Below are 25859 nucleotides of genomic sequence, written 5' to 3'. Positions count from 1 at the left end.
GGCCTGTGGATTATTGCTGCAAGCACAGCTCCAGCCAGGCGGCACCAAGGTCTTTCTTGCGCACGTCGCGCATCTTTTGCTCATAGACCCAAGGCGTGATCAGCGGGATAGCCGCATTGTAATTTTCTGGCCAAGTGGGCCCTGCATCGGCGACAGCCTGCGGCACGTCGCGTTCCTTCACCCGGTCCAGCCGCGCCTGCTGAATGGCGGCCACGACGTCGGCTTGAAACTTGCAGCTTTGTTCCTTGGTTTCCTGAGCGGCCAGAGGGGTAGCCAGTACAAGGGCCGCAACGGCGATACGCAACATGTAGGTCTCCGGGATTCGTTTCTGTTCCGGCAGTCTATCCCCGGCAAACCCGTCCCGCCATCGCCGTTTTGCACCTCGCGCCTTCGTGTTGCACAGGGGCGACCCAAGGCCGCCCCTGCGCTGACATCACAGCCCTTTGGCGCGATAGCTTTTCGAGACCCGGTCGATCGCCACGATATACGCAGCTGTGCGCAGGTCTTCGACATCATCGCGGCTATGCCAAACCTCACGCATGGATTGATACGCAATCCGCATCGTGTCATCGAGGCCCGAGCGCACTAGCTCAAGCTCATCCGCACCTTTCAGGTACTTGGCCTTGAAGTCCGGTGACATCGACCAGGCATCGCCCAGATACCGGTCCAGACGCTCCAGTTCGCTGACGATCAGTTCGTGCCGCGCCTCTTCCTGCCGGCGCTGCATCCGGCCAAAGCGGATATGGCTGAGGTTCTTGACCCACTCGAAATACGAGACCGTCACACCACCTGCGTTGGCATACATATCCGGGATGATCACGGTGCCCTTTTTACGCAGAATCTCGTCCGCGCCCGCCGTCACAGGGCCGTTGGCCGCCTCGATGATCAGCGGGGCCTTGATGCGATCAGCGTTTTCCAGGTTGATCACGCCTTCCAGCGCCGCCGGGATGAGGATATCGCATTCTTGTTCCAGCACTGCCGAGCCTTCGGCGGAATGGGTCGCGTCCGGGTAACCCTTGACGCCGCCATGTTTGACGATCCACTGCCGAACGGATTCGACGTCGATCCCATCAGGGTTATATAGCGCGCCATCCCACTCTATGATGCCGGTGACAATCGCTCCGTCCTCTTCGCTCAGGAATTTAGCCGCGTGATAGCCCACGTTACCCAATCCCTGAATGATCACCCGCTTGCCGTCCAGCTTCCCTGAAAGGCCCGCCTTCTGGATATCTTCCGGGTGGCGGAAGAACTCGCGCAGCGCGTATTGCACACCGCGCCCCGTTGCCTCGACCCGCCCGGCGATACCACCTGCGTTCAGCGGCTTGCCAGTTACACAAGCGCGCGCGTTGATATCGGTGGTGTTCATCCGCGCATATTGGTCGGCCATCCAGGCCATCTCCCGCTCACCTGTACCCATATCGGGGGCCGGAACGTTCTGAGACGGGTTGATTAGGTCCCGCTTGGCCAATTCATAGGCGAAGCGCCGAGTGATCTGCTCAAGCTCATGCTCTTCATACTTGCGCGGGTCGATGCATAGCCCGCCTTTCGAGCCGCCAAACGGCGTTTCTACCAAGGCACATTTATAAGTCATCAGCGCAGCCAGCGCCTCGACCTCGTCCTGATTTACGGCCAGCGCATAGCGAATACCGCCTTTCACGGGTTCCATATGCTCGGAATGAACCGATCTGTATCCGGTGAAGGTGTGTATGTCGCCACGTAGGCGCACACCGAAACGAACAGTGTAGGTGGCATTGCAGACACGTATCTTTTCTTCAAGTCCGGGGGGCAAATCCATCAGGGACGCCGCCCTGTTGAACATCAAATCAACACTCTCACGAAAACTTGGTTCATTAATGGCCGTCATCTATACCTCCGTGCCAACGAACGACTGGCGTTCTGACGTTTTGTCGCACCCCTTACTTAAACGATCAATATTTAAGCAGAAATAAAAGTCGAAATTTTCTGCACATCTTGTTGAACCCCCGCTGAGTCGCGAGGGATCGTCAGCGCCAACGCGATTGTCGCCAGCGGGAAAACAGAGCGACACGTGTTCGATAAATTATCCTCCATTTGCCCCCAAAAGGGCCTAAAGGGGGGCCGTTTCGCCCAATTCCCGCCACGTTTCACCAGTAATTTCCATGCGTTAACTTTTTCCTAGCAGCTTGGGATGTCTGCTCAACGAGGTCTGCATAATGATTGAACACGCACGTCACGGCGGCAAAACGTTTTTTGGTCGACAAATTCCTTTAGCTCGTCATTTCGCGCAGCGAGAAGACGGTGCATTCACCATTTTTGTGCTGCTGGGTTTCCTTGTCATTTTGGCAACGACCGGTATGGGCGTTGACTTGATGAACTTTGAGCGAGATCGCGCGAACCTTCAATCCACGTTGGACCGCGCCGTTCTGGCAGCCGCGGATCTTGATCAGCAACTGCCTCCGAAAGCGGTCGTGGTATCTTATCTGGAAAAGGCCGGGCTTGGAGATAAACTGGTCGGAGAACCCGTTGTCGAGGAAGGCTTGGGGTCTCGTCGAGTTTCTGCCAGGGCGCAGACCGTCGTTCCCACACATTTCATGCGGTTTTCGGGCGTCAAGCAACTCACGGCCGTTGCGGCAAGTACTGCCGAGGAATCTATCGGCGCTGTCGAGATCTCTCTGGTTCTGGATATGTCCGGGTCCATGAACGAAGATTCAGCCGAACCGAACAAGACCAAGATCGAAGTTCTCAGGGATGCGGCAAAGGAATTTGTCACGCTGATGCTGCAAAAGCAGGAAGGCAGCGAGATTTCGATGTCAATCATCCCCTACGCCACTCAGGTGAACGCGGGTGCTGACATTTTGGACAAGTTCACCAATGTCTCAAGCGAGCACAGCTTTTCGCATTGCGTTAACTTTACTTCGACTCAGTTCCAGCAAGCAGCCCTTGACCCGGCAACGGCGTTGGAACGCACCGGACATTTCGACGTTTTCACGAACTCGGAAAACCCAATCAGTGCCCCTGTTTGCCCGGTCCGCGCCGGGAGCGAGATTACGCCTGTCACGGACGACATTACCGTATTGCACAACCGAATTGATGCTCTGACAGCGACCGGGAACACCTCGATCGACGTCGGCATGAAATGGGGTACGGCATTGCTGGACCCTGCCTTCCAGGATGTCGTCAGCGATCTGTCGACTGACGGCAACGTCCCGGCAAAATTCAGCAACCGCCCGCTGGGTTACGAAGAAGATGTTCTGAAAATTGTGATTGTTATGACCGACGGCCAGAACACCTCGCAATTCCGTTTACGCTCGGACTTGCGCAGTGGCAACTCGAACGTCTGGTACAACCCCAACTACGTTCATTTCAACGGCCAACGAGGTGAATACAGCACCCGCGTTTCCAGCAACCCGCCCACTTATTTCTGGACACGTCAAGGCGTTTTCCGCGATCACCCTTTTGGTGACAACGAACCAGGTCGGGCCACTCGCCTGACATACCCCCAACTGTTTAATCAAGCATCCCTGTTCTGGAACGCGGTCAACAACTACCGCTGGCAGAACAACCACCGCACCAACTGGTACAACAACGCCTTCCGCTCGACAGGAGCGTCCAGCAAGAATACGCGCACAACCAATATCTGCTCCGCGGCCAAGAACAAGGGCACGATTATCTACGGTATCGCTTTTGAAGCCCCCGCGGCGGGTCTGACTACGATCAAGAATTGCGCAAGTTCCGACAGCCATGTCTATGAAGTCGACGAGTTTGATGATCCCGAAGGTATCTCTTTGGAAGAGGCATTCGCCTCGATCGCATCGTCGATCAAAAAGTTGAGGTTGACTCAATGACACATCGAGCATTCAAAAAACTACGGCTTTTTAGAAAGTCTGAAAACGGATCGATCACACTCGAATTCGCACTCCTGTTCCCTGCCTTCATCTTCTTCATCCTGAGCGCGACGGAGTATTCGCTGGTCACGCTCCAGCAGGCGATGTTGGAACGCGCTGTAGACCAAACCGTTAGGGACGTTCGTCTGGGCACTGGCACTGAGCCGACACATGACTCCATCAAGGATTCCATCTGCGGACGGACTTTGGTTATCAAGAACTGCCAAGACAACATGCGTCTTGAGATGATCGTGCAGAGCGCGTTCACCGGGGTTGTCTTGCCGGAAACGGCTGACTGCACTGACAACTCAGAAGAAGCCAAACCTGTGCGCGAGTTTACACCGGGCCTGTCAAACGAGCTGATGATTTTGCGGGCCTGCGCCAAAGTGGACCCCGTATTCCCCACTTCGTTGATGGGCCGCGCTTTGTCTGACGACAGGGGCCAGATCGCTCTGACCGCCACCACCGCATTTGTACAGGAGCCTTGATAGTCCCATGTCCCTGCTTGTAAAAGTTCGAAACCTGTTAAATCGTAAAGCCCGTGACGAACGCGGTGCCCTGTCGGTCGAGGCTGTTCTGGTCTTTCCGATGCTGTTCTGGACGGTCACCGGCACCTACACGTTTTTCGACGGTTTCCGGCAAAGCGCCGCCAACCTTCGGGCCGCCTATACCGTTGGAGATCTGATCTCGAGGGAAACGTCAGAGGTTACGGATACATACGTAGACTCCATGCAGGAATTGATGGAGCGTATGGTCGACAATGGTACGCCACTACGTGTTCGTATTTCGCTGGTCAGGTATGATGAAGGCGATGCACGACATTATGTTGACTGGTCTGCCATTCGCGGCTTCTGCGATCAATTGGACAATGACAACATCACCAGCATTAGCGGCTCTTTGCCGCCGATGCCGGATCAGGACACACTTATCATCGTTGAAACCTCAAATGACTTCGATCCGGCCTTTGGTGGCGCCGCAGTCATCGGGGATTGGGTAAGCGACGATTCAACCTTCGAAAATTTTGTATTCACTCGTCCGCGTTTTACGAACGCTATTGCGCAGAACCTTGGCCCTCAGCCGGTCTGTTCATAAGCAAGATAGAAAGCGCCTCAGACATGAATTTGGTTTCGGCGGCGGATGTCATGCCGCCGATGCCAACCCGACGGCCTAGACGCCACCAAAGTCCCGGTGCCCAGGCGTTCGCCTGACCCTCTTTCGTGCGAACCAAAAAGCCGTTTGAGGGCTTGAACGCAAAGACCCCGCGATCCACGGCCTCGATACTGTCGACATAAGCGATAACGCGCCCTGACCCTGTACGCATCTCGGTTTTGGTCAACTCGATCCAGTCGGCAGTTGCAGTCCACATACGGTGCGCCAGCCAGAATGCCGCGATCCCAACAAAGACCAGAAACACCTGCCAGGCCGGCTCTGGCGGGGTTGCCGCTGCCACATAGAGAACCAGCGCCCCAACCACAGCCAACATGCCAACGCCAAGCCAACGTCTTGGTGTTGAAGCCCTTACAGTGGCCAGTACCTCTTGCTGCATCGTCATATCCCCGCGTTCGTTTGACCGGATGTAGCCGCTTTCGCTGACGAAGGACAGAGGGCGGTGCATTGCATTTTTGCGCACAGGTCCCGTGCCCGACTGCAAATTGACGAACCTTACCCGCGCGATACATGGTTCGCATAAGATACAGGAGGCCCATATGTCGCTTAGACCCACGCTGGAGACCAGAAAAGCCATGCCAACGATGGAAGGCGCGGGCGTCAAATTGCACCGCGCATTCGGGTTTCAGGACCCGTCCGAATTAGACCCCTTCCTGCTCTTCGATGATTTCCGAAATGAACGTCCGCAGGACTACATGGCCGGTTTTCCATGGCACCCCCACCGCGGGATAGAGACGATCACTTATGTGCTGTCCGGCACGGTCGAGCATTCGGATTCTCTGGGCAACACCGGCACCTTGGGCGCGGGCGACGTACAATGGATGACCGCCGGGTCCGGCATTCTGCATCAGGAAATGCCCAAGGGAAACAGCTCTGGGCAGATGCACGGGTTTCAACTTTGGGGCAACCTGCCCTCAGCCCAGAAAATGACTTCACCGCGGTACCAGGATGTGGAAAGCAAAGAGATCCCCGAAATCACGGATGATGACGGCACCAAGGTTCGCGTCATTGTTGGTGAGTTCTGGGGCAAAACCGGCCCGGTAGACGGCATCGCCGCTGACCCGCAATATCTCGATATCCAGATCCCGGCGGGCGTGAAAAAGACCTTTCGCGTCGACACCTATCGCCGCGCCTTTGCCTATGTGTTTCAGGGACAGGCGGCCTTCGCCGATGCCTCGCAACCCACTGGCGTCTTGCTGGAAAAAGAGGTCGCAGGGCAAGAGGTCAATATCCGCGACATGTCCGGCGATCGCACATTGGTGCGGTTTGGAACCGGGGATGAGGTCACGGTTCAGGCCGGGCCGGATGGGGTTCGTTTCCTGCTGATCTCAGGTGCTCCGATCGACGAGCCGGTGGCGTGGCACGGACCCATCGTCATGAACACGCGCGCCGAACTGGAGCAGGCCTTTCGAGAGCTGCAAAACGGCACCTTCATTCGCCCTGCGCACTGACCGAGCGTCGTACCATATCCCAATAGATCCGCTCGACCTCGTCCAGCGACAAACGCCCGCCCGCGCGATACCAGGTCATCACGCCATTCAGCATTGCAATCACGGCCAACGTGGCGATCTTGGTATCCGCGATGTCAAACTGCCCTGCCCGCTGACCGTCTTGCAGAATTGTCTCCAGCGAATCCTCATAGCTGCGGCGCAGAGCCTCAATCTCGGCAAAATTCTCGGGGGTCAGATTGCGCAGTTCCATATAGGCGATGAAGACCTCATCGGGGCGTTGCAGGTGAAACCGGATATGGAAGCCGACAAAGCGGCGCAGGGCCTCAATGGCATCACCTGCGGGATCCAGCGCGCCATAGGCTGTCAGAAGGTCCTGCATGTGGTCGGACATCAGCCTGTATAGAAGGCTCTGCTTGTCGGGTGTGTAGTTATACAGCGCACCGGCCTGCACACCGACTTCGGCCGCGATCTGGCGCATCGACACCGCTGCATAGCCGTGGCGAGCAAACAAAGCCAGCGCCGCCTTGCGAATGCGGGGGCCAGTGATATCGGAATGTGAACCTTGCGTGCGTGCCATAACTCAACAATATCTGAACAGATGTTCAGATAGAACCCCGCTTGAACCGCCGTCGCAAAAGAGGCATCACTGGAGCAGTACTGTTCGAAAGGGTTCTGAATGAAACCCCTGCCATTTCTGATCGCTGTGCTGGCTTGCGCAGCCTGTGCAAACTTCCCGGAATTGGAGGGAGAGGAACCTACCAACGTGAAAAAGGCACGCTATCCCAAGCTGATCGCGTTGCAGCAGAAGCTGGGCCCGCCAGTCGACCCCGTCAGCGAAGCCGCCGAGGTCGAAGAAGAGCTGAACGCCCGCCGCGAAGCGCTGGAAAACAAGGCGGATCAACTGCAGAACGCAGAAATCAACTGAACGTCGTCAAAATCCCTTGTTGGCCTGGCTCGGGACGCATTGCACCCTCGCGCCGAACCCGCTAAGGCAGCGGAGAACGGGCAAGGCCCGACAGGCGATGAATTCGAGCGAAAGGAACCCACGGGATGACACAGGCGCTGCGGCTTGGAATTGCGGGCTTGGGAACGGTCGGCGTGGGTGTCGTCAAGATCGTGCGGCAACATGCGGATCTTCTACAGGCTCGCACCGGCCGTCCCATTGAAATCACCGCTGTTTCGGCACGCGACGCGTCCAAGGATCGCGGCTTGAACCTGTCGGGCTATGCCTGGGAAACCGACCCTGTCGCCTTGGCGCAGCGGGACGATATCGACGTCTATGTTGAACTGATGGGCGGTGAAAACGGCCCCGCCAAAGCCTCGGTCGAGGCGGCGCTGGCCAGTGGCAAAGACGTCGTAACCGCAAACAAAGCGCTGCTGGCGATCCACGGGCAAGAGCTGGCCGAAAAGGCCGAAGCCGCCGGGCGCGTGATCCGGTTCGAGGCCGCCGTTGCAGGCGGTATTCCCGTGATCAAATCCCTGACCGAAGGTCTTGCAGGCAATGAAATCACCCGCGTCATGGGCGTGATGAACGGCACCTGCAACTATATTCTGACCCGGATGCAATCACAGGAGCTGGGCTATAACGCCCTGTTCGAAGAATGCGCCCAGCTGGGGTACCTCGAAGCTGATCCAAATCTGGATGTCGGCGGCGTCGATGCAGCGCATAAACTGGCGCTGCTGTCGTCGATTGCCTTCGGCACCAAACCCAACTTCGACGGGATCGAGATTGAGGGCATTCAGCAGATCAGCCTCGATGACATCCACCAGGCCGACGATATGGGCTATCGCATCAAGCTGCTCGGCGTCGCACAGAAAACCGCGCGAGGGCTGGTCCAACGGATGCAACCCTGCCTTGTACCCAGCGGCTCGGCGCTGGGACAACTGGAAGGCGGCACCAACATGGTAGTGATCGAGGGCGATGCGGTCGAACAAGTCGTTCTGCGCGGCCCCGGCGCGGGCGAAGGCCCCACGGCAAGCGCCGTGATGGGCGATGTCTGTGATCTGGCGCGCGGGTTGCAAATCCCGACCTTTGGCCGGCCCGCGACCTCGTTGCAGGATGCGGCACCGGCGATCACCGGCCTGCCCGCCCCCTATTACCTGCGTCTTGCGCTGTTCGACAAACCCGGCGCGCTGGCGAAAGTGGCTGCCATTCTGGGCGATGCCGGTGTGTCGATCGACCGGATGCGCCAATATGGCCACTCGGACAGCACCGCGCCGGTCCTGATCGTAACGCATAAAACAACACGGGCCACGCTGGATGTGGCGCTGGACGGGTTCCGCGACACCGATGTGGTATCGGGCGAACCGGTCGCGCTGCGCATTGAAGAGGTTTGACCCTTGCGGCCTGCCTAGGCCGCAGGCTATGCCCAAGAAAACGCCTATACTGACCTGAGGATAGTGAAAATGAGTGCTGCCAAGATTGATTTCAACGACCGACTGCTGTCGCTGGGCCTGGCGCGGGTTGCGGAACAGGCTGCTCTGGCCTCTGCCTCGCTGGTGGGACGTGGTGACGAGAAGGCAGCCGATCAGGCAGCGGTCAACGCGATGCGCGAACAGTTGAACCTGCTAGATATCGCAGGCGTCGTGGTCATCGGCGAAGGCGAGCGGGACGAAGCGCCGATGCTTTATATCGGTGAAGAGGTCGGTACCGGTAATGGCCCCGGCGTGGACATCGCGCTGGACCCGCTGGAAGGCACCACCCTGACCGCCAAGGACATGCCCAATGCCCTGACCGTGATCGCCATGGGCCCGCGCGGCTCGATGCTGCATGCGCCCGACGTTTACATGGACAAGCTGGCCGTGGGTCCGGGCTATCCCGAAGGCGTCGTGAATCTGGACATGAGCCCGCGTGAACGGGTCGAGGCTCTGGCCAAAGCCAAGGGCTGCGCGCCCGCTGACATTACAGTTTGCATTCTGGAACGCCCCCGGCACGAGGCGATGATCGCCGAAGTACGCGAGACCGGAGCCTCGATCCGTCTGATCACCGATGGGGACGTGGCCGGTGTGATGCATTGCGCCGAAAGTGAAGAGACCGGCATCGACATGTATATGGGCCAAGGCGGCGCGCCCGAGGGTGTGCTGGCTGCAGCGGCCTTGAAATGCATGGGTGGTCAGATCTTTGGCCGCCTGCTGTTCCGCAACGATGACGAACGCGGCCGCGCGGCCAAGGCGGGCATCACCGATCTGGACCGTATCTACGCACGCGATGAGATGGTGACAGCCGACGTGATTTTCGCCGCAACCGGCGTGACCGGCGGGTCGCTGTTACCGCGCATTAAGCGCGAGCCGGGCTGGGTTGAGACGACAACGCTGTTGATGCGGTCGAAAACCGGGTCGGTGCGCCGTATGTCCTACCGCACGCCCATGTGGTCGCACGACACCTGATAGCGGCTTGCGCCGCCGCCTTCGGCGAGAGTATTTGTAAAAAGATGAAGAGGCCGGGTCCGAAAGGTATCCGGCCTTGGCATATCAGGGGCGGGTCATGAGCTTTCTTGGGGTTGAACAGTCTTTGTCCGGGCGGCGTTGGGTCGGCCCCTCGGCTGATGTAGAACGGGCGACCGAGATGCTGGTGCAACAGGCTGGGTTGCCGCGTGCTGTTTGCCAGGTGCTGGCGGTCCGTGGCGTTCCCGCGATGGAGGTTCCCGGTTTCCTGGAGCCCAAGCTTAAGGAACTGCTGCCCGATCCGCGTGACATGAAGGATATGGAGGTCGCAGCCACCCGGTTTCTGACGGCGGTGCGAGCCAAGCAGCGGATTGCTGTTTTTGCGGACTATGATGTGGACGGCGGCAGTTCTGCGGCGTTGCTTTTAGTCTGGCTGCGGCAGATGGGGTTGCAGGCGACGCTGTACGTGCCCGACCGGATTGATGAGGGCTATGGCCCCAATGTGCCCGCAATGGAGGAGCTGGCCGCCCGTCACGACCTGATCATCTGCGTCGATTGCGGCACGCTGAGCCATGAACCGATCGCGGCAGCCAAAGGCGCGGATGTAATCGTGCTGGATCACCATTTGGGCGGCGAGACCCTGCCCGAATGCGTGGCCGTGGTGAACCCGAACCGGCAGGATGAAAGCGGCGATCTGGGCTATCTGTGTGCGGCTGGCGTGGTGTTCTTAATGCTGGTCGAGGCCGGGCGGCAACTGCGTGAGGCCGGGGTTAAGGGACCGGACTTGATCTCGCTGCTGGATTTGGTGGCGCTGGCGACCGTGGCAGATGTCGCTCCTCTGATCGGGGCGAACCGCGCGCTGGTGCGTCAGGGGCTGAAGGTGATGGCACAGCGGCAGCGGCCCGGTCTGGTGGCCCTGTCGGACGTGGCGCGGATGGATTCGGCCCCCAACAGCTATCACCTTGGGTTCATGCTGGGACCGCGCGTGAACGCGGGCGGACGCATTGGCCAGGCCGATCTGGGAGCGCGGTTGCTCAGCACCGATTCGATGCACGAGGCCGAGGCCCTGTCGCAGCGCTTGGACGAACTGAATACCGAGCGCCGCGATATCGAAAACACCGTACGCGCAGCCGCCATGGAACAGGCCGAGGAGCGCGGGCTGGACGCGCCTTTGGTCTGGGCCGCCGGTGAGGGCTGGCATCCCGGCGTCGTTGGCATCGTTGCGTCGCGTCTGAAAGAGGCCGCGAACCGCCCAGCCATCGTGATCGGCTTTGACGGGGATGAAGGCAAGGGCTCGGGTCGCTCGGTTTCGGGCGTCGATCTGGGGGCTTCGATCCAGCGTCTGGCTGCCGAAGGGCTGCTGCTCAAAGGTGGCGGGCACAAGATGGCTGCAGGGCTAACCGTGATGCGCGATCAGCTGGAACCGGCGATGGCGCGGTTGTCGGAACTATTGGCCAAACAGGGCGCGGGCGAAGGCGGCCCGGCGGACCTGAAACTGGACGGCACATTGATGCCGGGTGCCGCCACAGTGGACCTGATCGAACAGATCGAAAAAGCTGGCCCATTTGGCGCCAGCGCCCCTGCCCCACGCTATGCTCTGCCCGATCTGCAAGTGCGCTTTGCCAAACGCGTAGGCGAGTCACATCTGAAACTGTCCCTGTCCGATGGTGTGGGCAGCGGTCTGGACGCCATCGCGTTCGGTGCGTTCGACGGGCCAATCGGGGAAAAACTGTCCAACCACGGTGGCGCTCGGTTCCATTTTGCTGGGCGGCTCGAGGTTAATACGTGGGGCGGACGGCAATCCGTGCAGCTTCGGTTGGAGGACGCAGCTGAGGCAAATTAGGCCCGCGCCCGACCCCGCCAAAAAACTTGTCCCTCCCTGCATTTTTCGGCTTGCGGGGGGTGTAGGTAAACCGTAAAAGGCCCTCCACAAGCAAGCGTGGCCCGTTCGTCTATCGGTTAGGACGCCAGGTTTTCAACCTGGAAAGAGGGGTTCGATTCCCCTACGGGCTGCCACTTGTGCTTGTTCGGCTTAAATGGCCCGTTCGTCTATCGGTTAGGACGCCAGGTTTTCAACCTGGAAAGAGGGGTTCGATTCCCCTACGGGCTGCCATTTTCCCCCTCTTTTTCGCCGTGCAGTCCGCCGGTTTCGCTTTGGATGTCTGGGAATCGATTTCAACAACAAACCCGAACTCACAGTTGCGGCAAACCTCCTCTCAGCCTTTTGTCTGTATTGTAACTGCGCTCGCAATAACTTGAAAAGTGTTTTTTTTCAGCGCATTATACGACGTCAATTTCATTTACTAAAAATTTAGTTTGACACATATGCAAAAAATCGCCGATGCTCCTCGCCATCCGGTTCGCGCCGGAAACCATAATCTTTGGGAGGAGACAGATGCGGAGACATCTACTTTCCGCCGTGGCGGCAGCAGCCGTCATTGCGGGGCACGGTACCGCTTGGGCCGACGAAGCCGCAGCAACACGTTGGATCGACGACGAATTCCAGCCATCGACCCTGTCGAAAGACGAACAGATGGGTGAGATGAAGTGGTTCATCGAAGCTGCACAACCCTATGCGGGCATGGAGATCAACGTCCTGTCCGAGGGCATCCCGACCCATTCCTATGAATCCGAGGTGCTGACCAAGGCATTCGAGGAGATCACCGGCATCAAGGTAAACCACCAGATCCTCGGTGAGGGCGAAGTGGTTCAGGCCGTGCAGACCCAGATGCAGACCGGCCGGAACCTGTATGACGGTTACGTCAATGACAGCGACCTGATCGGCACGCACTCGCGCCTGCAACTGGCCTATAACCTGACCGAACAGATGGCAGGTGACTGGGCGGCGACCACATCGCCGACATTGGATCTGGATGACTTCATGGGTATTCAGTTCACCACTGGCCCGGACGGTAACCTGTACCAGCTGCCCGACCAGCAGTTCGCGAACCTCTACTGGTTCCGCAAGGACTGGTTCGATGATGAGGCCAACAAGGCCGCGTTCAAAGAGAAGTATGGTTATGACCTGGGCGTTCCGGTCAACTGGTCAGCCTACGAAGACATCGCCGAGTTCTTCACCAACGACGTGAAAGAAGTCGATGGTGTGGCGATCTATGGCCACATGGATTACGGCAAACGTGCGCCTGACCTTGGGTGGCGTATGACTGACGCGTGGCTCTCGATGGCCGGCGCAGGCGACGTAGGTGAGCCGAACGGCGTTCCCGTCGACGAATGGGGCATCCGCATGGAAGCGGGCACCTGTAACCCAGTTGGTGCGTCCGTTTCGCGTGGTGGTGCTGCAAACGGCCCGGCTGCGGTTTACGCGATCCGCAAGTGGGATGAATGGCTGCGGAACTATGCGCCTCCGGGTGCGGCGTCCTATGACTTCTACCAGTCGCTGCCGGCGCTCAGCCAAGGCAACGTGGCCCAGCAGATCTTCTGGTACACCGCCTTTACCGCCGACATGGTCAAGCCGAAGTCCGAAGGCAACAACACCGTGGACGACGAAGGCACGCCGCTGTGGCGGATGGCGCCCAGCCCGCATGGCCCCTACTGGGAAGACGGCCAGAAGGTTGGCTATCAGGACGTGGGGTCGTGGACGTTCCTCAAATCGACCCCTTCGGATCGTGCTCAGGCCGCGTGGCTTTACGCTCAGTTCGTGACGTCTAAGACTGTCGATGTGAAGAAATCCCATGTGGGTCTGACCTTCATTCGCGACAGCTCGGTCAACCACGAGTCGTTCACTGAACGCGCACCCAAGCTGGGTGGTCTGGTCGAGTTCTACCGCTCGCCTGACCGTGTGGCATGGTCGCCGACCGGCATCAACGTTCCGGATTATCCGAAGCTGGCCCAGATCTGGTGGCAGCAGATCGGTGACGTGAACTCGGGCGCCTTCACCCCGCAAGAGGCGATGGACCGTCTGGCCGAGGAAATGGACATCACCATGGCCCGTATGCAGGCCGCGGATGAGGCAGCCAACGTCTATGGCGGCTGTGGTCCGCGCCTGAACGAGCCGCAGGACCCTGCCTTCTGGCTGGAGAAAGCCGGTTCGCCCAAGGCCAAGTTGGAAAACGAAAAGCCGCAGGGCCAGACCGTCAACTATGACGAACTGGTTGCGCGCTGGCAGGCCAACTAAGCCAATGCAACCGGGGGTGCCGTGCGCGGCATCCCCACCCCACGACCAGTGCGCCGCACTGAAGGACCGGAACCCACGGACATGATCGAACTTCAAGACGCCACCAAGCGGGTTGGCAATGTTATCCATATCAAGCCAACCAACCTGACGCTGCAGACCGGCCATTTCAATGTGCTGCTGGGCGCGACGGGATCAGGTAAGACCTCTCTGATCAAGATGATGGCCGGGCTGGATCCGATGGCCTCGGGCAAAGTGCTGATGGATGGGCAGGACGTGACCCGGCTGAACACGCAAAAGCGGCAGATTAGCCTGGTGCACCAGTTTTTTGTGAACTACCCGCATATGACTGTTTTCGACAATATCGCATCACCCCTGCGCGTGGCGGGCATGGCGCAATCAGAGATCGAAGGCCGCGTGGAAGAGGCCGCTGACTTGCTGCAATTGCGCCCCATGCTGCACCGCCGCCCGCATGAGCTGTCGGGTGGTCAGCAACAGCGTACAGCTCTCGCCCGCGCGATTGCCAAGGAAAGCCGCGCGGTATTTCTGGACGAGCCGCTGGCCAACCTCGACTACAAACTGCGCGAAGAATTGCGCGAACAACTGCCCGACCTGTTCGCAGGGCGCGGCGCCGTGGTGGTCTATGCCACCTCGGAACCCGAAGAGGCGCTGCTGCTGGGTGGCTACACCGCATTGATGGAGGATGGTCGCGTCACGCAGTTCGGCCCGACAGCAGATATCTATCGCAATCCCGAAAACATCGCCGCCGCGCGTGTGTTCTCGGACCCACCGATCAACGTGGCCCACATCACCGTGTCCGGCGCTCAAGCGCAACTGGCAGGTGGCGGAGGCTGGGCCGTCTCGGATATGGCCGATGGAGACTACATGGTCGCCGTGCGCCCGCACCGGGTGACGCCGTTCCGCACATCGGATGCGGATGTTGAACTGACCGGCCGGGTCATTGTGACCGAGCTGTCGGGATCAGATTCCAGCGCGCATTTCCGCCATGGATCGGATGATTGGGTTTCCCTGGCGGCTGGCGTGCATCCCTACCAAGTCGGCGAGGATCACAGTTTCTACTTGAACCCGGCGCATTGCCGGTATTTCGGCCAAGACGGCAAAAGGGTGGCCTGACATGGCACAGATCAAACTTTCCAATCTGCGACACAGCTATATGCCCGCGCCGAAAGGCCCCGAAGATTATGCGCTGAAGGAAATCGACGTCACATGGCGCGATGGCGGGGCCTATGCGCTGCTGGGGCCGTCGGGCTGCGGCAAGTCCACCTTGCTGAACATCATCTCGGGCCTTCTGACCCCGTCCGAAGGGCAAATCTTATTCGATGATCGGGATGTGACCGCCCTGCCCCCCGATCAGCGCAACATTGCGCAGGTGTTCCAGTTCCCGGTGATCTACGACACGATGACTGTGGGCGAAAACCTGGCTTTTCCGCTGAAAAACCGGGGGGTTGACCCGGCAACGATCAAACGCCGGGTCGATGAGATCGCCGAAATGCTGGATGTCACGGATATGCTGAGCACCCGCGCCAGCGGCCTCAGCCCGGACAACAAGCAGAAAATCTCGATGGGGCGTGGACTGGTCCGCGATGACGTGAATGCAGTGATGTTTGACGAACCGCTGACCGTGATCGACCCGCATCTGAAATGGAAACTGCGGTCCAAGCTGAAAGAGCTGCACCAGCGGGTCAAAGCCACGATGATCTACGTGACCCATGACCAGACCGAGGCCCTGACCTTCGCCGACGAAGTCGTGGTGATGCAGGAAGGCGAAGTGGTGCAGATCGGCACACCGGTTGAACTGTTCGAGCGCCCTCAGCACACATTTGTGGGTCACTTCATCGGCTCCCCCGGCATGAATGTCCTACCCTGCGAAGCCAAAGGTGACCGCGCGGTTTTCGAAGGCCACGAGGTCATGCTGGAAGGCCCCACCCATGGCGACGGAGGCCGCACCGACCTGGGTATCCGCCCCGAATATGTGGGCTTTGGCGATACCGGCATCCCGGCGCATGTGACCAAGGTTTCCGACATCGGCCGCCACTATGTGGTCAGCGCCATGGTTGGAAATACCGCCCTGAAAGCCGTAACCGAACACAGTGTGCCCGAGCCGGGCTCGCAGGTCTTCCTGCAATTCAAACCTGAACAATCCCGCGTCTACCGCGACGGCTGGATCGCAACCGAGGAACGCAGCTGATGAGAACGGAAAACCAAAAAGCGTGGTTCTTTGTCCTGCCGGTACTCGCGCTGGTCGCATTCAACGCGCTGGTGCCGATGATGACGGTGGTCAACTACTCGGTGCAGGAAACCTTTGGCAACAACCAGTTCTTCTGGGAAGGTCTTGGCTGGTTCGAGCAAATTTTGCGTTCAGATCGGTTCCAAGCGGCCCTCGGTCGGCAGTTCCTCTTTACCTTCCTGATCCTGCTGATCGAGGTGCCTCTGGGCATTATTGTAGCCCTATCGATGCCCCGCAAAGGGTTCTGGGTGCCCGTCTGTCTGGTCCTGATGGCCCTGCCGATGCTGATCCCGTGGAACGTAGTCGGCTCGATGTGGAACATCTTTACCCTGCCCAAGATCGGCCTGCTGGGCTACTTCCTGAATGATGTTCTGGGCATCAACTATGACATGACGCAACAGCCTCTGTCGGCTTGGATCACGGTCGTCGTCATGGATGTCTGGCACTGGACGTCGCTGGTGGTGCTGCTGTGCTATGCGGGCCTCGTTTCGATCCCGGATGCCTACTACCAAGCGGCCAAGATCGACGGTGCCAGCCCGTGGTCGGTGTTCCGCTATATCCAGCTGCCCAAGATGAAAACCGTTCTGACCATCGCCGTTCTGCTGCGCTTTATGGACAGTTTCAACATCTACACAGAACCCTTCGTTCTGACCGGAGGCGGCCCTGGCAACTCAACCACCTTGCTGTCGATCGACCTTGTGAAGATCGCGCTGGGACAGTTCGACCTTGGCCCTGCAGCCGCGATGAGCCTGATATATTTCGCCATCACGCTGCTGGTCAGCTGGGTCTTCTACACTCTGATGACAAAGGATGACGCGCAATGAAGAAGCGGTCTCTTATCCCGATCCTCTATATCGCGTTCCTGATGCTGCCGATCTATTGGCTGGTGGCGATGTCCTTCAAGACAACGAACGAAATCCTGTCGGGCTTTTCCCTATTCCCCCAGACCTTTACGCTGGAAAATTACATCACCATCTTCACCGATCCGACATGGTATTGGGGTTATATCAACTCGATCATCTACGTAACACTGAACACGGTGCTGTCGGTCTGTGTGGCCCTGCCTGCGGCCTATGCGTTCTCGCGCTATCGGTTTCTGGGCGACAAGCAGCTGTTCTTTTGGCTGTTGACCAACCGGATGGCCCCGGCGGCGGTGTTCGCGCTGCCCTTCTTTCAGCTGTATTCTTCCATCGGGCTGTTTGACACGCATCTCGCCGTGGCGCTGGCGCATACGCTGTTCAACGTGCCGCTGGCGGTGTGGATTCTGGAAGGCTTCATGCGCGGCATCCCAAAGGAACTGGATGAAACCGCCTATGTCGACGGCTATTCCTTCCCGCGCTTCTTCGTGACGATTTTCCTACCCAACATCAAGGCGGGCGTCGGCGTGGCGGCGTTCTTCTGCTTCATGTTCTCGTGGGTCGAGATGCTTCTGGCCAAAACCCTTACGGCGGTAGAGGCCAAGCCCATCGCCGCTGTGATGACTCGTACTGCATCCAGCGCGGGGTATGAATTGGGCCTGCTGGCAGCCGCCGGAACACTGACCATCATTCCCGGCGCCATCGTCATCTGGTTTGTCCGCAACTACATCGCGCGTGGTTTCGCGATGGGCCGTGTGTGAGGTTCGATATGCGTAAACTTCTTCTCACCCTCCCCTTTCTACCCTCGATGGCGGCTGCCCAGCAGGCCGGTTGGGGCAGCGTCGGCCAGCAGGAGGAAAAAGGGTTTTCCTGGACCGATCCCTTGTGGCCCGATTTCTGGATGGCTTGGACCCCCGCAACGCTGGCGCTGTTCGTCGGTATCTTTTCGGCCATCGCCCTGATCGGCGTGCTGGAGGGGTTCAAGTTCCGCGACGGGATCGAACGGCGCGGCGTTCTGGGCCTGACCACTACGCTGGGGGATCGACTGTTCATCACCCTATTGGGATCGGCCTATATCTTCCTTGCTTGGCTGGGATTGGTTGGCCAGCCCGTCTGGGCACCGCTTTTCCTGTCGATCGGCTGGGGATTCTTCGTCTTCTGGAAAGTTTGAGCTTTGCGAAACAGCGAAAGGATGCTTGTCTGTCAGGCATACTAAAAAATGCGACACGAAAGACCGATGCGAAAGAAAAAGACAACAAACCTTCTGACCGAGGTAGAGCTGGAGTTCATGAATGAGCTCTGGGCACTTGGTCAGGGCTCGGTCCGTGACGTGCTTGATCGTCTGCCTCCAGAACGCAATCTGGCCTATACCTCCGGCGCAACCATCCTGCGGATTCTCGACGAGAAAGGCTTCGTCGAAAGCCGCAAGGACGGCAAGACGCTGATCTATACGCCGCTGCTGGAGAAAGACAAATATCAGGCACGGTCGTTGCAGAACCTCTCGCGTACATTGTTCGATGACACGCCTGCCTCGCTGGTGGCGCGTCTGGTAGACGATGCGGGCCTGAGCGAAGCCGATCTGGAGGAAATTCGAGCACTGGTAGAAAGGAGACTGCACAATGACGGCGGTTAAACCGGTTCTCGACGCGTATCTGGAATGGAATATCGTACTGGCCCTCGCGGCACTGGTGTGGCTGGTCGTGCGGGCCATTATGGGTCGGACGCGGCTGCAATATGGCTTTGTTGCGCAGCTTCAGGCGCTCAAGGCCCTGTGCCTTTGCGTCGTTCTTAGCCCTGTTCTGGCCATTGGGGCATTTGCACTCACCTCAGCCCATGGCACCGTTGCTTTGGGGGACATCGCTGTTGCCGCCTATCTGCGCGGCGACATCGCCATGCCCGCAACCCAATTCGAGGCGCTTTTGAACACACGCGAACGCTGGGTCGAAGTATTTGTTTCCGGTGCATACCCGGTTCTGTCCGCGATCTTCGGTCTGGTGATCGTGATGGCCGCGGCCTATGCCGTGCGCGTCCTGCGCGATGGGCTGGCGATCCGTGAAACGATCCAGACCAGCTTTTTGTGGCGGCATTCGGCCAAGGTCGATATACGCCTCTCCGACCGGATCGCCGTGCCCTTTGCCGTGCGCGGCCTTCGTCGCCGCCATGTTGTCCTGCCCAGCCATCTGCTGGACACGCCGCGCGAATTGCGCTTTGCGCTGGCGCATGAGCTTCAGCACGTGCGTGCGGGCGATGTGGAGTGGGAGCTGGGGTTCGAAATTCTACGCCCATTTCTGTTCTGGAACCCCGCCTATCTGGTGCTGAAATATCAGTTCGACCGTCTGCGCGAGCTGGCCTGCGACCAATCCGTGGTTGCCCGCCGCGGGATCAACGCGCGCGACTATACCGCTTGCCTGCTGGACTATTGCGCCCGCACGGTGCGCAAGGGCAGCCCTCGGGTTCTGAATGTCGCGCTGGTCACGGGAGGCAAAGCAAAGCGCGTGTTGCGCCAACGCGTGATGGCGCTGGCCGAGGCTCCCTCGGTCCGCTCTGGCACTCCGGTGCTGTTTCTGGGCCTGACGCTGGTCTTTGCAACCGTGCTGGGTTTTGGTGCCGCCTCCGTGCAACAGACCGAGGATTGGAGCCACGACCGATTGATGCTGTCGACAGTAGTTAACCTTGAACGGCTCGAGGCTCGCAACAGCGGCAACTGATCCCGCCTACCAACCACGCCGCCCAAACAGCGCGTGAAGTCGGTTCTGCCCGGCAAACGGGTCCGGCTTTTGCGGCGTGCTGAGCTTTGACACAACGCGGCGCACCATCACCCAGCAGACAACCGCAAAGACAACGCCCCCCAGCGCCTGCCCCATCAGGACACCGGGCGCGCCTGCAAGGATGCCTCCGACCACGGCAAACGGCCAAGTACCCAACGTATGCCGCCCCCAATTGACCCATGTGGAATAGATGGGATGGCCCAGATTGTTAAAGCTGGCATTGGCAACAAAGATTACCCCGTTGAAGAAAGACGCCAGCGCCAGAGGACCGCAGAACAGATAGATCAGCGCCCGCGTTTCCCCCTGCGCCAGAAACAGATCCGCAATTGGGCCTCGAAGGGCAAACAAGACAGCGGCCATCAGCAGAACGTAGATGGCGGTGAATTTGACCCCGGCCAGAAACGTCTCTTTCACCCGATCATACTGCCCCGCACCATAGTTCTGGCCAACGATGGGACCGATCGCGCCAGACAGGGCAAACACAACCGAAAACGCCACCGGCATCAGCCGTGCGATAACCGCCATGCCGGCTACGGCATCGGTTCCGAACTGCGCCACCTCACGGATGACGATGGCGTTGCCGACGGGCGTGGCTATGTTGGTTAAGACGGCTGGTACAGCTATGGCACGCACCGGGCGTACATCCTGAACCACTTGCTTAAGCGAAGGCTGCGCGAACCCTCGATGCACCTTTATAGCAGGTCGCATCACCGCTATCAGCATACAGACCCGCGCGATGACCGAGGCTATCGCCGCCCCGTCCAGCCCAAGCCCAACCGCAAAGATTAGGATCGGATCCAGCACCGCGTTGACCAGCCCGCCGAAAATCGTCGCCTGCATGGAACGGCGCGCATCCCCGTGGGCCCGCAAGACCGCCATCCCGGCCATAGCCAAAGCCATCACCCACATGGTCGGAAGAATGATCCGGCTATAGCGCGCCGCCAGATGCAGAACCTCTCCCTCGGCCCCCAACAGCGACAACAGTGTGTTTAGGTTCAGCAGCACAAGCGCGGACAGGATCATGCCCGAGATCGCACCCAGAACGGCAACGCTGGTTCCGAACCGCCTTGCCTGATCGGGCCGCCCTGCCCCAAGCTCGCGCGCAACCAGCGCGCCTGCGGCGATAGACAGGCCGACATTGACCGAGTTGGTAAAGAACAGCAGCGTCCCGGCATAGCCAACCGCCGCCGCCAACGCGTCGTTCCCCAGCATCGAGATGAACACCATATCGACGAAGTCGACAGCGAAGATCGCCATCAGGCCGATACTGGTGGTCAATGACATGCGCGTGACATGGCGCATCAGGCTGCCCGACAGAAAGACTGCCTGCCCCGAGCTTTGAGATGTCATGAACGCCCCCCTTGTGCGGGGCTAACCTGCCAGTGGAATACAGGGGGCTTCAACCCCAAAACCCCGTCAGGCAGAAGGCCCAAGCAAATGATCCGCCAGCCGCAGGGACAGTTGTACAATAGTAAACGTGGGGTTGGCGTGGCCGCAGGTCGCAAACACACCTGACCCCGCAACATAGAGGTTCGCGGCCCCATGCACCTTACAGTTGGCATCAACCACGCCAGTCTCGGGCGTCTCGGACATGCGCGCGCCGCCCATATGGTGGCTGCCATAGTCCAACGGCAGGTTTTCGAATGCATCGCGGTTCCACAAGGCGGGGTCCATCCGCATCCGGCCCAGCCCGTTTCGGATCAGGAACTTGGCCACTTCAATGGTTGATCCGCGCAGGGTCTCGATATCTTCGGGCATCAGCCGCAGGTCCAGCCCGACCGTATTCAGATCAAACCGATCCCGCTGGTCGGTCAGAACAACCCGGCTGGCAGGGTTCGGGCGCTGTTCAGCCGTGACCTGAGAATTGCTGGTAAAAAAGTAATCCTCGTCGAATTTCAAACCGTTGATAAAGCCCGTGTCCCCCAGCTCTTCGGGCGGCAGTTTTCTGCGTCTTAGTCGCCGCATCCGCACGGCTGAGTTGGTCCAGCCGTTTTTCAGCATCTGGTCCTGGCTGGGACTCAGCACAAGCTCGGGGCGGGAGCGCCGCGTCAGGCGTTCGAATTCCCATGTCGGGGAATGAGAATAAAGACGCCGTGTGATGAAGTATGTTTCATGGTCGATTACCGGATGCTCCATGAAACAGCGACCAACCATGTCGTTCTGATTGCCGAACCTGTTGTTTTGCCGGGCGTTCAGATGCAGCAACATACGGCTGTTTTCCAAGCCGCCCATGGCCAGCACAAAGCGTCCGGCAGCCACCGCCCCCTCGCCATCACCATAGTTACGAATCTGCGCCTGCGTGATTTGGCCGGTCTCACCATCGACGTCGAACCCTACCACATTGGCATTCAAGACAAGGTCGATGTTCGGCTCATCCTCCAATTGCCCCTGATAGAATGGACCGAAGCGTACCGGGTCCGTGTTGCCGATATCATAAAACGCCCGGTCAGAGCTGAACCTCTGCTCAACAACATCCAGCGTGCCGCTGTCGTCAACCGGTTTGCGGAAGCCGCCCGAGAACTGCCCTGTTTGCAAAAGTATAGCTGTTTCCGCCTGATACGGGGCCAGATCCTCGTACCGAATGGGCCATCCGCTGAGGGGTACGTCCGGGCGCGGCAGAAAGTCGGACCGGTCCAGCAAAAGACATTGCCCGCCCCAATGACCGGTCGTCCCCCCAAGCGCGCGCAGCCGGGGCGCAGACAGAGGGTAATATTCCAGGCCCAGATTTTCGCCCTCATAGAGGTCCTGCGAGTCGGGCGTGACCTCACGGTCTCCGGCCTCTAGAAGAACCACTCGACGGCCCGCCTGTGCCAGTTTCAGCGCAAGCGCGATACCAGCCGGCCCCGCGCCTACGATGCAGCAGTCATAGGGCCCCTCTAACGCCGGGATTTCAGCGCGCGCATCCAGGATCATGACAACCCGTCCACATCCAGGTCGCTCGCATCCAACAGCCAGCCATCAGCAAAAACCACTTTCGGATCGGAAATGGGAGGCAGCGGATTATCCCGCGACTTCAAAATTGCAATCCTGGCAACCGGTGGGACAATGACCACCGCAGCAACAGCCCCAAGAAGATGACGTCTTTTCAAAGCAAATTTCAACGAACACACCAAACAAACAACAACAATTCCGGCAAGGCGACTGCATTGCCGTCTCTTTAACTTTATTGACAAGGGCCTGATTATTGCAAACCATAAAGTGATTGTCTTGCCCCGCCGCAATTCTCGCGTGATCTGGTCGGGTCGGACGGAAGCCTGTAATTTGGTCAACAGGTGAAGATTAATAAGGTTAATGAGTTCTGATGCGCCTATTGTCTCTTGAACAAGCCAGCGCCCGCGATTGGGATGTGGTGATCGCAGGCAGCAGCTTTTCCGCGATGTTTTTCGCCCACGGCTTGCCCGATCATCTTAACATCCTGTTTGTCGAAAAAGGGCAGGACTATTCTCATGCAGACCAGATCGCGCATGGGTGGGCCGTCCGTGAAAAGATCGAGCAACGCAACAGCTCGGGCGCACCCAAGGAATGGGTTGCATTCACCTTGTTTGGCGGGAATTCGAACTATTGGTGGGGCAACACTCCGCGTCTGCATCCCGATGATTTCATCCTGAAAAGCAAGTTCGGTATCGGCGAAGATTGGCCCATAACCTACGATGATCTTGAACCTTTCTGGATTCAGGCCGAAGAGATGATTGAAGTCTGCGGTGGGCAATCCGATCACATCCTGCCGCGCAGTGCGCCGTTTCCGTATCCGCCCCACGCGCCATCTCGCTCTGACATAGCTTTGCGTGAAGACAGCCCGCTATGGGTGCCCTTGCCAAGCGCGACCTCGAACGGAGGCTCGCGAGCGCGGTGTTGTGCAAACGGTGTCTGCCGCATCTGCCCAGTGGACGCGAAATTTACAATTCTGAACGGGTTCGAGCGGCTGGAACATCCCGGCGCGCACTACCTGTTGGGCACCGAAGTACGCACGGTGGATATCGAAGGCGGTCAGGCCCGCGCAGTACAGGTCAAGACTGCTGACGGGGCTGAGGCGCGCTTGCGCGGCAACACAATTGCGCTGGGAACAAACGGGATATTCAACGCTGCCATTTTGCTGAGATCAGGAATAAAAAACAAAGCTCTAGGTGCGTACCTTCATGAGCAAGGTGAGGTTGATATCATTCTGGACACCGCAAATATCAAAGCCTTTTACGGCGGTGCGTCCGAAACCGGGCATGGGTATCATTTCTACCATGACATTGACCGATCAGAGGCCGGCGCTGTTCTGATCGAAACTGTTAACGCCCCGGTCTCGATCCGACGAGAACAGGGCAAATGGGCCAACCGACTGCATCTCCGGTTAACCGTCGATGATATTCCAATGGCAGAGAACAGGATCCTGCTGGAGGACGACGAACCCGTCATCGAATGGATCGGGTACACCGACTATGCGATGCGCGGGTTGCGGCGGGCGATTGACGGCCTGCCGGGCATCATCCCCGACACGATCGAGAAACTGATAGTGGACGAAAAAATCCGATCACAGGCGCATATTCAAGGCACGCACCGCATGGGTCCCTCGGCCGAGTCATCGGTGGTTGACGATCGGTTGCGCCTGCATGGGGTTCCAAACCTGTTCGTACTGGGCTCGGGCGCTTTCCCGACCTGCTCGCCTGCCAACCCATCCCTGACCATTTCCGCCCTATCCCTCAGAGCATCGGAGGTTGTCACATGAGCTGGTCGCGCCGTCGCGTTCTTGCCTTGGGGGTTGGTGCCCTTGGCGCAGGTGTTGCCTACCGGCTGATCAAGGGGCACGGCATTGCCGGTCACGCGCTTGACGTCATCAACCGGATCTATGGCCCCCAGATCGCGCGACAGGATGCGGCCACTGAGTTCGCCTATGCTTACGAAGAATTCGTTCTAGAGAAAGGGATCGAAGGGAAGGCTCTGGATTTGGGATATTGGAGCGGGCTGCACCGATTGCCCTATGCAAAAGACGTCCTCGGCAAGATCGACGACAGCGTCATCGACAAATTTGCAACTTCGACTAATGTCATCCGTGCAGCAGAGGACGGACTACCGCTGGAATTTGTCGCCTTGTTCGAACCCTATCACACCCCCTGCCTGAACCAATTGGGGGCGTTTGCAGTGTCGTGATTTGCGGTTTACCCGGATATCTCTCACATTTGAATGACCGCTATTTTCTAAGTCATGAAAGGCCGTTGGGATGCGCCTGCGAGCAGTTTTGATCTGTGCGTTTTCAGTATTGTGTGCGCCCCTCGGGACATGGGCCGCGACGCCATTGCTTTGGTCTGAATTGCCCGACCCATCCGTACAGGATTTTCACGACCCGTTTCGCGCACTCAGCCCGGAACAGTTCGATGATCTTGTTTACGTCCTGCGTTTGCGCAGCCGCTTGCAACAGGATGTAGGCACCGCCGAGGAACGGCAGATGTGGCAACAAAATCTGTTTGAAACCGAAGATGCTCTTGCCGCTGAAAAAATCGACATCGACCGATTGTTGAGTCAGCGCGACAATGTGATCGCGCAGCGCGCGAAAGCCGGTTCCCAAGGCAATCCCGATCTTGAGGGTAAAGCCGCCACAATTCAAGGCTATGCTATCCCGGCTCCTCAAGCTCCTAACGGTGCTTCAATCATATACCTTGTACCGAGGCCAGGCATGTGCAGCCATTTACCGCCGCCGCCTCCGAACCAGATGATCCGCGTCGAACTGGAGACGGATTGGATGCCCGAATACATTCACCAAAGTGTAGAGGTCACTGGCCGGCTGACGATTTCCCCGAGCAACACTCAATTTATTGTCGTGGATGGACCTGTCGCAATGCGTGCCACGTTTCTTCTATCTGACGCCATTGTCACCCGGGCTGACGTTGCAGACAGCGCGACCCAGACTTTCAAGGACCGTCTGCGTGCCGCATCCCGCAACAAAACGGGTGGCGCGGTTTTGTCGAATGAAAACTAAATTCATCGCCTGCTCAACCTACGTGAC

The 25859-nt window shown here is 58.7% G+C and carries 26 protein-coding genes and 2 tRNA genes; 21 read left to right on the top strand and 7 right to left on the bottom strand.

The annotated features are described in order from the left end of the window. Positions 1 to 10 precede the first annotated feature (10 nt). Together ACR3E7_RS02925 and ACR3E7_RS02920 are read right to left on the bottom strand one after the other, a co-directional pair. A complete protein-coding gene (locus ACR3E7_RS02925) occupies positions 11 to 307 on the bottom strand; it encodes a hypothetical protein (protein WP_170769339.1) in 297 nt (98 codons plus the stop codon). 126 nt (positions 308 to 433) lie between these two features. Beyond that, positions 434 to 1864, bottom strand: coding sequence for a Glu/Leu/Phe/Val family dehydrogenase (locus tag ACR3E7_RS02920; RefSeq protein ID WP_170788419.1), 1431 nt, complete (start codon positions 1862 to 1864; stop codon positions 434 to 436). Positions 1865 to 2192: 328 nt separating this feature from the next. On the opposite strand from ACR3E7_RS02920, the gene ACR3E7_RS02915 reads away from it, so the two are divergent. The 3 genes from ACR3E7_RS02915 to ACR3E7_RS02905 are packed head-to-tail and all read left to right on the top strand — an operon-like array spanning position 2193 to position 4955. Further along, positions 2193 to 3824, top strand: coding sequence for a TadE/TadG family type IV pilus assembly protein (locus tag ACR3E7_RS02915; RefSeq protein ID WP_170788418.1), 1632 nt, complete (start codon positions 2193 to 2195; stop codon positions 3822 to 3824). Next, positions 3821 to 4351, top strand: coding sequence for a TadE/TadG family type IV pilus assembly protein (locus ACR3E7_RS02910; protein WP_480503065.1), 531 nt, complete (start codon positions 3821 to 3823; stop codon positions 4349 to 4351). Before ACR3E7_RS02915 ends, ACR3E7_RS02910 begins: the two co-directional genes overlap by 4 nt. A gap of 7 nt (positions 4352 to 4358) precedes the next feature. Continuing rightward, positions 4359 to 4955, top strand: a complete 597-nt coding sequence (locus tag ACR3E7_RS02905) for a TadE/TadG family type IV pilus assembly protein (RefSeq protein WP_480503066.1) — start codon at positions 4359 to 4361, stop codon at positions 4953 to 4955. Here the strand turns inward: ACR3E7_RS02905 and ACR3E7_RS02900 are convergent. Beyond that, entirely contained in the window at positions 4915 to 5478 is a 564-nt protein-coding gene (locus tag ACR3E7_RS02900) for a hypothetical protein (protein ID WP_480503067.1), read from the bottom strand. The genes ACR3E7_RS02905 and ACR3E7_RS02900 overlap by 41 nt on opposite strands. 91 nt (positions 5479 to 5569) lie before the next feature. Between ACR3E7_RS02900 and ACR3E7_RS02895 the strand changes: the two genes are divergently transcribed. Then, positions 5570 to 6481, top strand: a complete 912-nt coding sequence (locus ACR3E7_RS02895) for a pirin family protein (RefSeq protein WP_480503068.1) — start codon at positions 5570 to 5572, stop codon at positions 6479 to 6481. On the opposite strand, the gene ACR3E7_RS02890 is transcribed toward ACR3E7_RS02895, so the two are convergent. Then, the gene (locus ACR3E7_RS02890; RefSeq protein WP_480503069.1) at positions 6462 to 7058 is read right to left on the bottom strand and encodes a TetR/AcrR family transcriptional regulator; all 597 of its coding nucleotides are present in this window, start codon (positions 7056 to 7058) and stop codon (positions 6462 to 6464) included. The two genes, ACR3E7_RS02895 and ACR3E7_RS02890, sit on opposite strands and share 20 nt — an antisense overlap. A 99-nt stretch (positions 7059 to 7157) precedes the next feature. Here ACR3E7_RS02890 and ACR3E7_RS02885 point away from each other — a divergent pair, with 99 nt between their 5' ends. The 14 genes from ACR3E7_RS02885 to ACR3E7_RS02820 all read left to right on the top strand — a co-directional run bounded on the left by ACR3E7_RS02885 (position 7158) and on the right by ACR3E7_RS02820 (position 19810). Next, positions 7158 to 7406 carry a hypothetical protein gene (locus tag ACR3E7_RS02885; protein WP_480503070.1) on the top strand — a complete coding sequence of 83 codons (249 nt, stop codon included), beginning with the start codon at positions 7158 to 7160 and terminating at the stop codon, positions 7404 to 7406. A 125-nt stretch (positions 7407 to 7531) separates the two neighbouring features. Next, a complete protein-coding gene (locus ACR3E7_RS02880) occupies positions 7532 to 8818 on the top strand; it encodes a homoserine dehydrogenase (protein WP_480503071.1) in 1287 nt (428 codons plus the stop codon). A gap of 69 nt (positions 8819 to 8887) precedes the next feature. Then, positions 8888 to 9868, top strand: coding sequence for a class II fructose-bisphosphatase (glpX, locus tag ACR3E7_RS02875; RefSeq protein WP_480503072.1), 981 nt, complete (start codon positions 8888 to 8890; stop codon positions 9866 to 9868). Between the two features lie 97 nt (positions 9869 to 9965). Beyond that, the gene (recJ, locus tag ACR3E7_RS02870; protein WP_480503073.1) at positions 9966 to 11708 is read left to right on the top strand and encodes a single-stranded-DNA-specific exonuclease RecJ; all 1743 of its coding nucleotides are present in this window, start codon (positions 9966 to 9968) and stop codon (positions 11706 to 11708) included. 98 nt (positions 11709 to 11806) lie between these two features. Then, positions 11807 to 11881, top strand: a tRNA-Glu gene (locus ACR3E7_RS02865). Positions 11882 to 11903: 22 nt separating this feature from the next. Beyond that, positions 11904 to 11978: transfer RNA gene (locus ACR3E7_RS02860), tRNA-Glu, on the top strand. 282 nt (positions 11979 to 12260) lie between these two features. Next, positions 12261 to 14000, top strand: a complete 1740-nt coding sequence (locus ACR3E7_RS02855) for an ABC transporter substrate-binding protein (protein WP_480503074.1) — start codon at positions 12261 to 12263, stop codon at positions 13998 to 14000. Positions 14001 to 14081: 81 nt separating this feature from the next. Beyond that, positions 14082 to 15131 (top strand): ABC transporter ATP-binding protein, encoded by a 1050-nt coding sequence (locus tag ACR3E7_RS02850; protein WP_480503075.1) that lies wholly within the window; start codon positions 14082 to 14084, stop codon positions 15129 to 15131. Between the two features lies 1 nt (position 15132). Continuing rightward, entirely contained in the window at positions 15133 to 16206 is a 1074-nt protein-coding gene (locus ACR3E7_RS02845) for an ABC transporter ATP-binding protein (RefSeq protein WP_480503077.1), read from the top strand. Next, a complete protein-coding gene (locus ACR3E7_RS02840) occupies positions 16206 to 17069 on the top strand; it encodes a carbohydrate ABC transporter permease (protein ID WP_085807799.1) in 864 nt (287 codons plus the stop codon). Before ACR3E7_RS02845 ends, ACR3E7_RS02840 begins: the two co-directional genes overlap by 1 nt. Continuing rightward, the gene (locus tag ACR3E7_RS02835) at positions 17066 to 17863 is read left to right on the top strand and encodes a carbohydrate ABC transporter permease (RefSeq protein WP_085807800.1); all 798 of its coding nucleotides are present in this window, start codon (positions 17066 to 17068) and stop codon (positions 17861 to 17863) included. Before ACR3E7_RS02840 ends, ACR3E7_RS02835 begins: the two co-directional genes overlap by 4 nt. An 8-nt stretch (positions 17864 to 17871) precedes the next feature. After that, on the top strand, positions 17872 to 18273 hold the full coding sequence (locus tag ACR3E7_RS02830) for a DUF2160 domain-containing protein (protein WP_170769323.1): 402 nt from the start codon (positions 17872 to 17874) through the stop codon (positions 18271 to 18273). Between the two features lie 66 nt (positions 18274 to 18339). Further along, positions 18340 to 18735, top strand: coding sequence for a BlaI/MecI/CopY family transcriptional regulator (locus ACR3E7_RS02825; RefSeq protein WP_170769322.1), 396 nt, complete (start codon positions 18340 to 18342; stop codon positions 18733 to 18735). Then, entirely contained in the window at positions 18722 to 19810 is a 1089-nt protein-coding gene (locus ACR3E7_RS02820; RefSeq protein WP_480503079.1) for a M56 family metallopeptidase, read from the top strand. Before ACR3E7_RS02825 ends, ACR3E7_RS02820 begins: the two co-directional genes overlap by 14 nt. Positions 19811 to 19816: 6 nt before the next feature. Here ACR3E7_RS02820 and ACR3E7_RS02815 read toward each other — a convergent pair whose 3' ends face one another. The 3 genes from ACR3E7_RS02815 to ACR3E7_RS02805 all read right to left on the bottom strand — a co-directional run bounded on the left by ACR3E7_RS02815 (position 19817) and on the right by ACR3E7_RS02805 (position 22971). Next, entirely contained in the window at positions 19817 to 21220 is a 1404-nt protein-coding gene (locus ACR3E7_RS02815; RefSeq protein WP_480503080.1) for an MATE family efflux transporter, read from the bottom strand. A gap of 66 nt (positions 21221 to 21286) precedes the next feature. Beyond that, positions 21287 to 22783, bottom strand: coding sequence for a GMC oxidoreductase (locus ACR3E7_RS02810; protein WP_480503081.1), 1497 nt, complete (start codon positions 22781 to 22783; stop codon positions 21287 to 21289). Beyond that, a complete protein-coding gene (locus tag ACR3E7_RS02805) occupies positions 22780 to 22971 on the bottom strand; it encodes a hypothetical protein (RefSeq protein ID WP_170784288.1) in 192 nt (63 codons plus the stop codon). The genes ACR3E7_RS02810 and ACR3E7_RS02805 overlap by 4 nt, the downstream gene beginning before the upstream one ends. Before the next feature lie 200 nt (positions 22972 to 23171). Between ACR3E7_RS02805 and ACR3E7_RS02800 the strand changes: the two genes are divergently transcribed. The 3 genes from ACR3E7_RS02800 (at position 23172) to ACR3E7_RS02790 (ending at position 25832) form a co-directional block, all read left to right on the top strand. Continuing rightward, positions 23172 to 24584: a GMC oxidoreductase gene (locus tag ACR3E7_RS02800; protein ID WP_480503082.1), complete on the top strand. Its 1413-nt coding sequence runs from the start codon at positions 23172 to 23174 to the stop codon at positions 24582 to 24584. Then, on the top strand, positions 24581 to 25006 hold the full coding sequence (locus tag ACR3E7_RS02795; protein WP_170784284.1) for a hypothetical protein: 426 nt from the start codon (positions 24581 to 24583) through the stop codon (positions 25004 to 25006). The genes ACR3E7_RS02800 and ACR3E7_RS02795 overlap by 4 nt, the downstream gene beginning before the upstream one ends. A 295-nt stretch (positions 25007 to 25301) precedes the next feature. Then, complete coding sequence (locus ACR3E7_RS02790; protein ID WP_480503083.1) at positions 25302 to 25832, top strand: DUF3299 domain-containing protein; 531 nt, start codon at positions 25302 to 25304, stop codon at positions 25830 to 25832. Positions 25833 to 25859 lie beyond the last annotated feature (27 nt).

The organism is Ruegeria sp. BK1, assembly GCF_056535645.1.
Note: the sequence above shows the minus strand (reverse complement) of the source record. Positions and strands in the feature narration are given on the sequence as shown.

Bases quoted from the DNA above. Each gene is read 5' to 3' on its own strand.
- ACR3E7_RS02925 (WP_170769339.1), bottom strand. From the start codon at position 307: ATGTTGCGTATCGCCGTTGCGGCCCTTGTACTGGCTACCCCTCTGGCC.
- ACR3E7_RS02920 (WP_170788419.1), bottom strand. From the start codon at position 1,864: ATGACGGCCATTAATGAACCAAGTTTTCGTGAGAGTGTTGATTTGATG.
- ACR3E7_RS02915 (WP_170788418.1), top strand. From the start codon at position 2,193: ATGATTGAACACGCACGTCACGGCGGCAAAACGTTTTTTGGTCGACAA.
- ACR3E7_RS02910 (WP_480503065.1), top strand. From the start codon at position 3,821: ATGACACATCGAGCATTCAAAAAACTACGGCTTTTTAGAAAGTCTGAA.
- ACR3E7_RS02905 (WP_480503066.1), top strand. From the start codon at position 4,359: ATGTCCCTGCTTGTAAAAGTTCGAAACCTGTTAAATCGTAAAGCCCGT.
- ACR3E7_RS02900 (WP_480503067.1), bottom strand. From the start codon at position 5,478: ATGCACCGCCCTCTGTCCTTCGTCAGCGAAAGCGGCTACATCCGGTCA.
- ACR3E7_RS02895 (WP_480503068.1), top strand. From the start codon at position 5,570: ATGTCGCTTAGACCCACGCTGGAGACCAGAAAAGCCATGCCAACGATG.
- ACR3E7_RS02890 (WP_480503069.1), bottom strand. From the start codon at position 7,058: ATGGCACGCACGCAAGGTTCACATTCCGATATCACTGGCCCCCGCATT.
- ACR3E7_RS02885 (WP_480503070.1), top strand. From the start codon at position 7,158: ATGAAACCCCTGCCATTTCTGATCGCTGTGCTGGCTTGCGCAGCCTGT.
- ACR3E7_RS02880 (WP_480503071.1), top strand. From the start codon at position 7,532: ATGACACAGGCGCTGCGGCTTGGAATTGCGGGCTTGGGAACGGTCGGC.
- glpX (WP_480503072.1), top strand. From the start codon at position 8,888: ATGAGTGCTGCCAAGATTGATTTCAACGACCGACTGCTGTCGCTGGGC.
- recJ (WP_480503073.1), top strand. From the start codon at position 9,966: ATGAGCTTTCTTGGGGTTGAACAGTCTTTGTCCGGGCGGCGTTGGGTC.
- ACR3E7_RS02855 (WP_480503074.1), top strand. From the start codon at position 12,261: ATGCGGAGACATCTACTTTCCGCCGTGGCGGCAGCAGCCGTCATTGCG.
- ACR3E7_RS02850 (WP_480503075.1), top strand. From the start codon at position 14,082: ATGATCGAACTTCAAGACGCCACCAAGCGGGTTGGCAATGTTATCCAT.
- ACR3E7_RS02845 (WP_480503077.1), top strand. From the start codon at position 15,133: ATGGCACAGATCAAACTTTCCAATCTGCGACACAGCTATATGCCCGCG.
- ACR3E7_RS02840 (WP_085807799.1), top strand. From the start codon at position 16,206: ATGAGAACGGAAAACCAAAAAGCGTGGTTCTTTGTCCTGCCGGTACTC.
- ACR3E7_RS02835 (WP_085807800.1), top strand. From the start codon at position 17,066: ATGAAGAAGCGGTCTCTTATCCCGATCCTCTATATCGCGTTCCTGATG.
- ACR3E7_RS02830 (WP_170769323.1), top strand. From the start codon at position 17,872: ATGCGTAAACTTCTTCTCACCCTCCCCTTTCTACCCTCGATGGCGGCT.
- ACR3E7_RS02825 (WP_170769322.1), top strand. From the start codon at position 18,340: ATGCGAAAGAAAAAGACAACAAACCTTCTGACCGAGGTAGAGCTGGAG.
- ACR3E7_RS02820 (WP_480503079.1), top strand. From the start codon at position 18,722: ATGACGGCGGTTAAACCGGTTCTCGACGCGTATCTGGAATGGAATATC.
- ACR3E7_RS02815 (WP_480503080.1), bottom strand. From the start codon at position 21,220: ATGACATCTCAAAGCTCGGGGCAGGCAGTCTTTCTGTCGGGCAGCCTG.
- ACR3E7_RS02810 (WP_480503081.1), bottom strand. From the start codon at position 22,783: ATGATCCTGGATGCGCGCGCTGAAATCCCGGCGTTAGAGGGGCCCTAT.
- ACR3E7_RS02800 (WP_480503082.1), top strand. From the start codon at position 23,172: ATGCGCCTATTGTCTCTTGAACAAGCCAGCGCCCGCGATTGGGATGTG.
- ACR3E7_RS02795 (WP_170784284.1), top strand. From the start codon at position 24,581: ATGAGCTGGTCGCGCCGTCGCGTTCTTGCCTTGGGGGTTGGTGCCCTT.
- ACR3E7_RS02790 (WP_480503083.1), top strand. From the start codon at position 25,302: ATGTGGCAACAAAATCTGTTTGAAACCGAAGATGCTCTTGCCGCTGAA.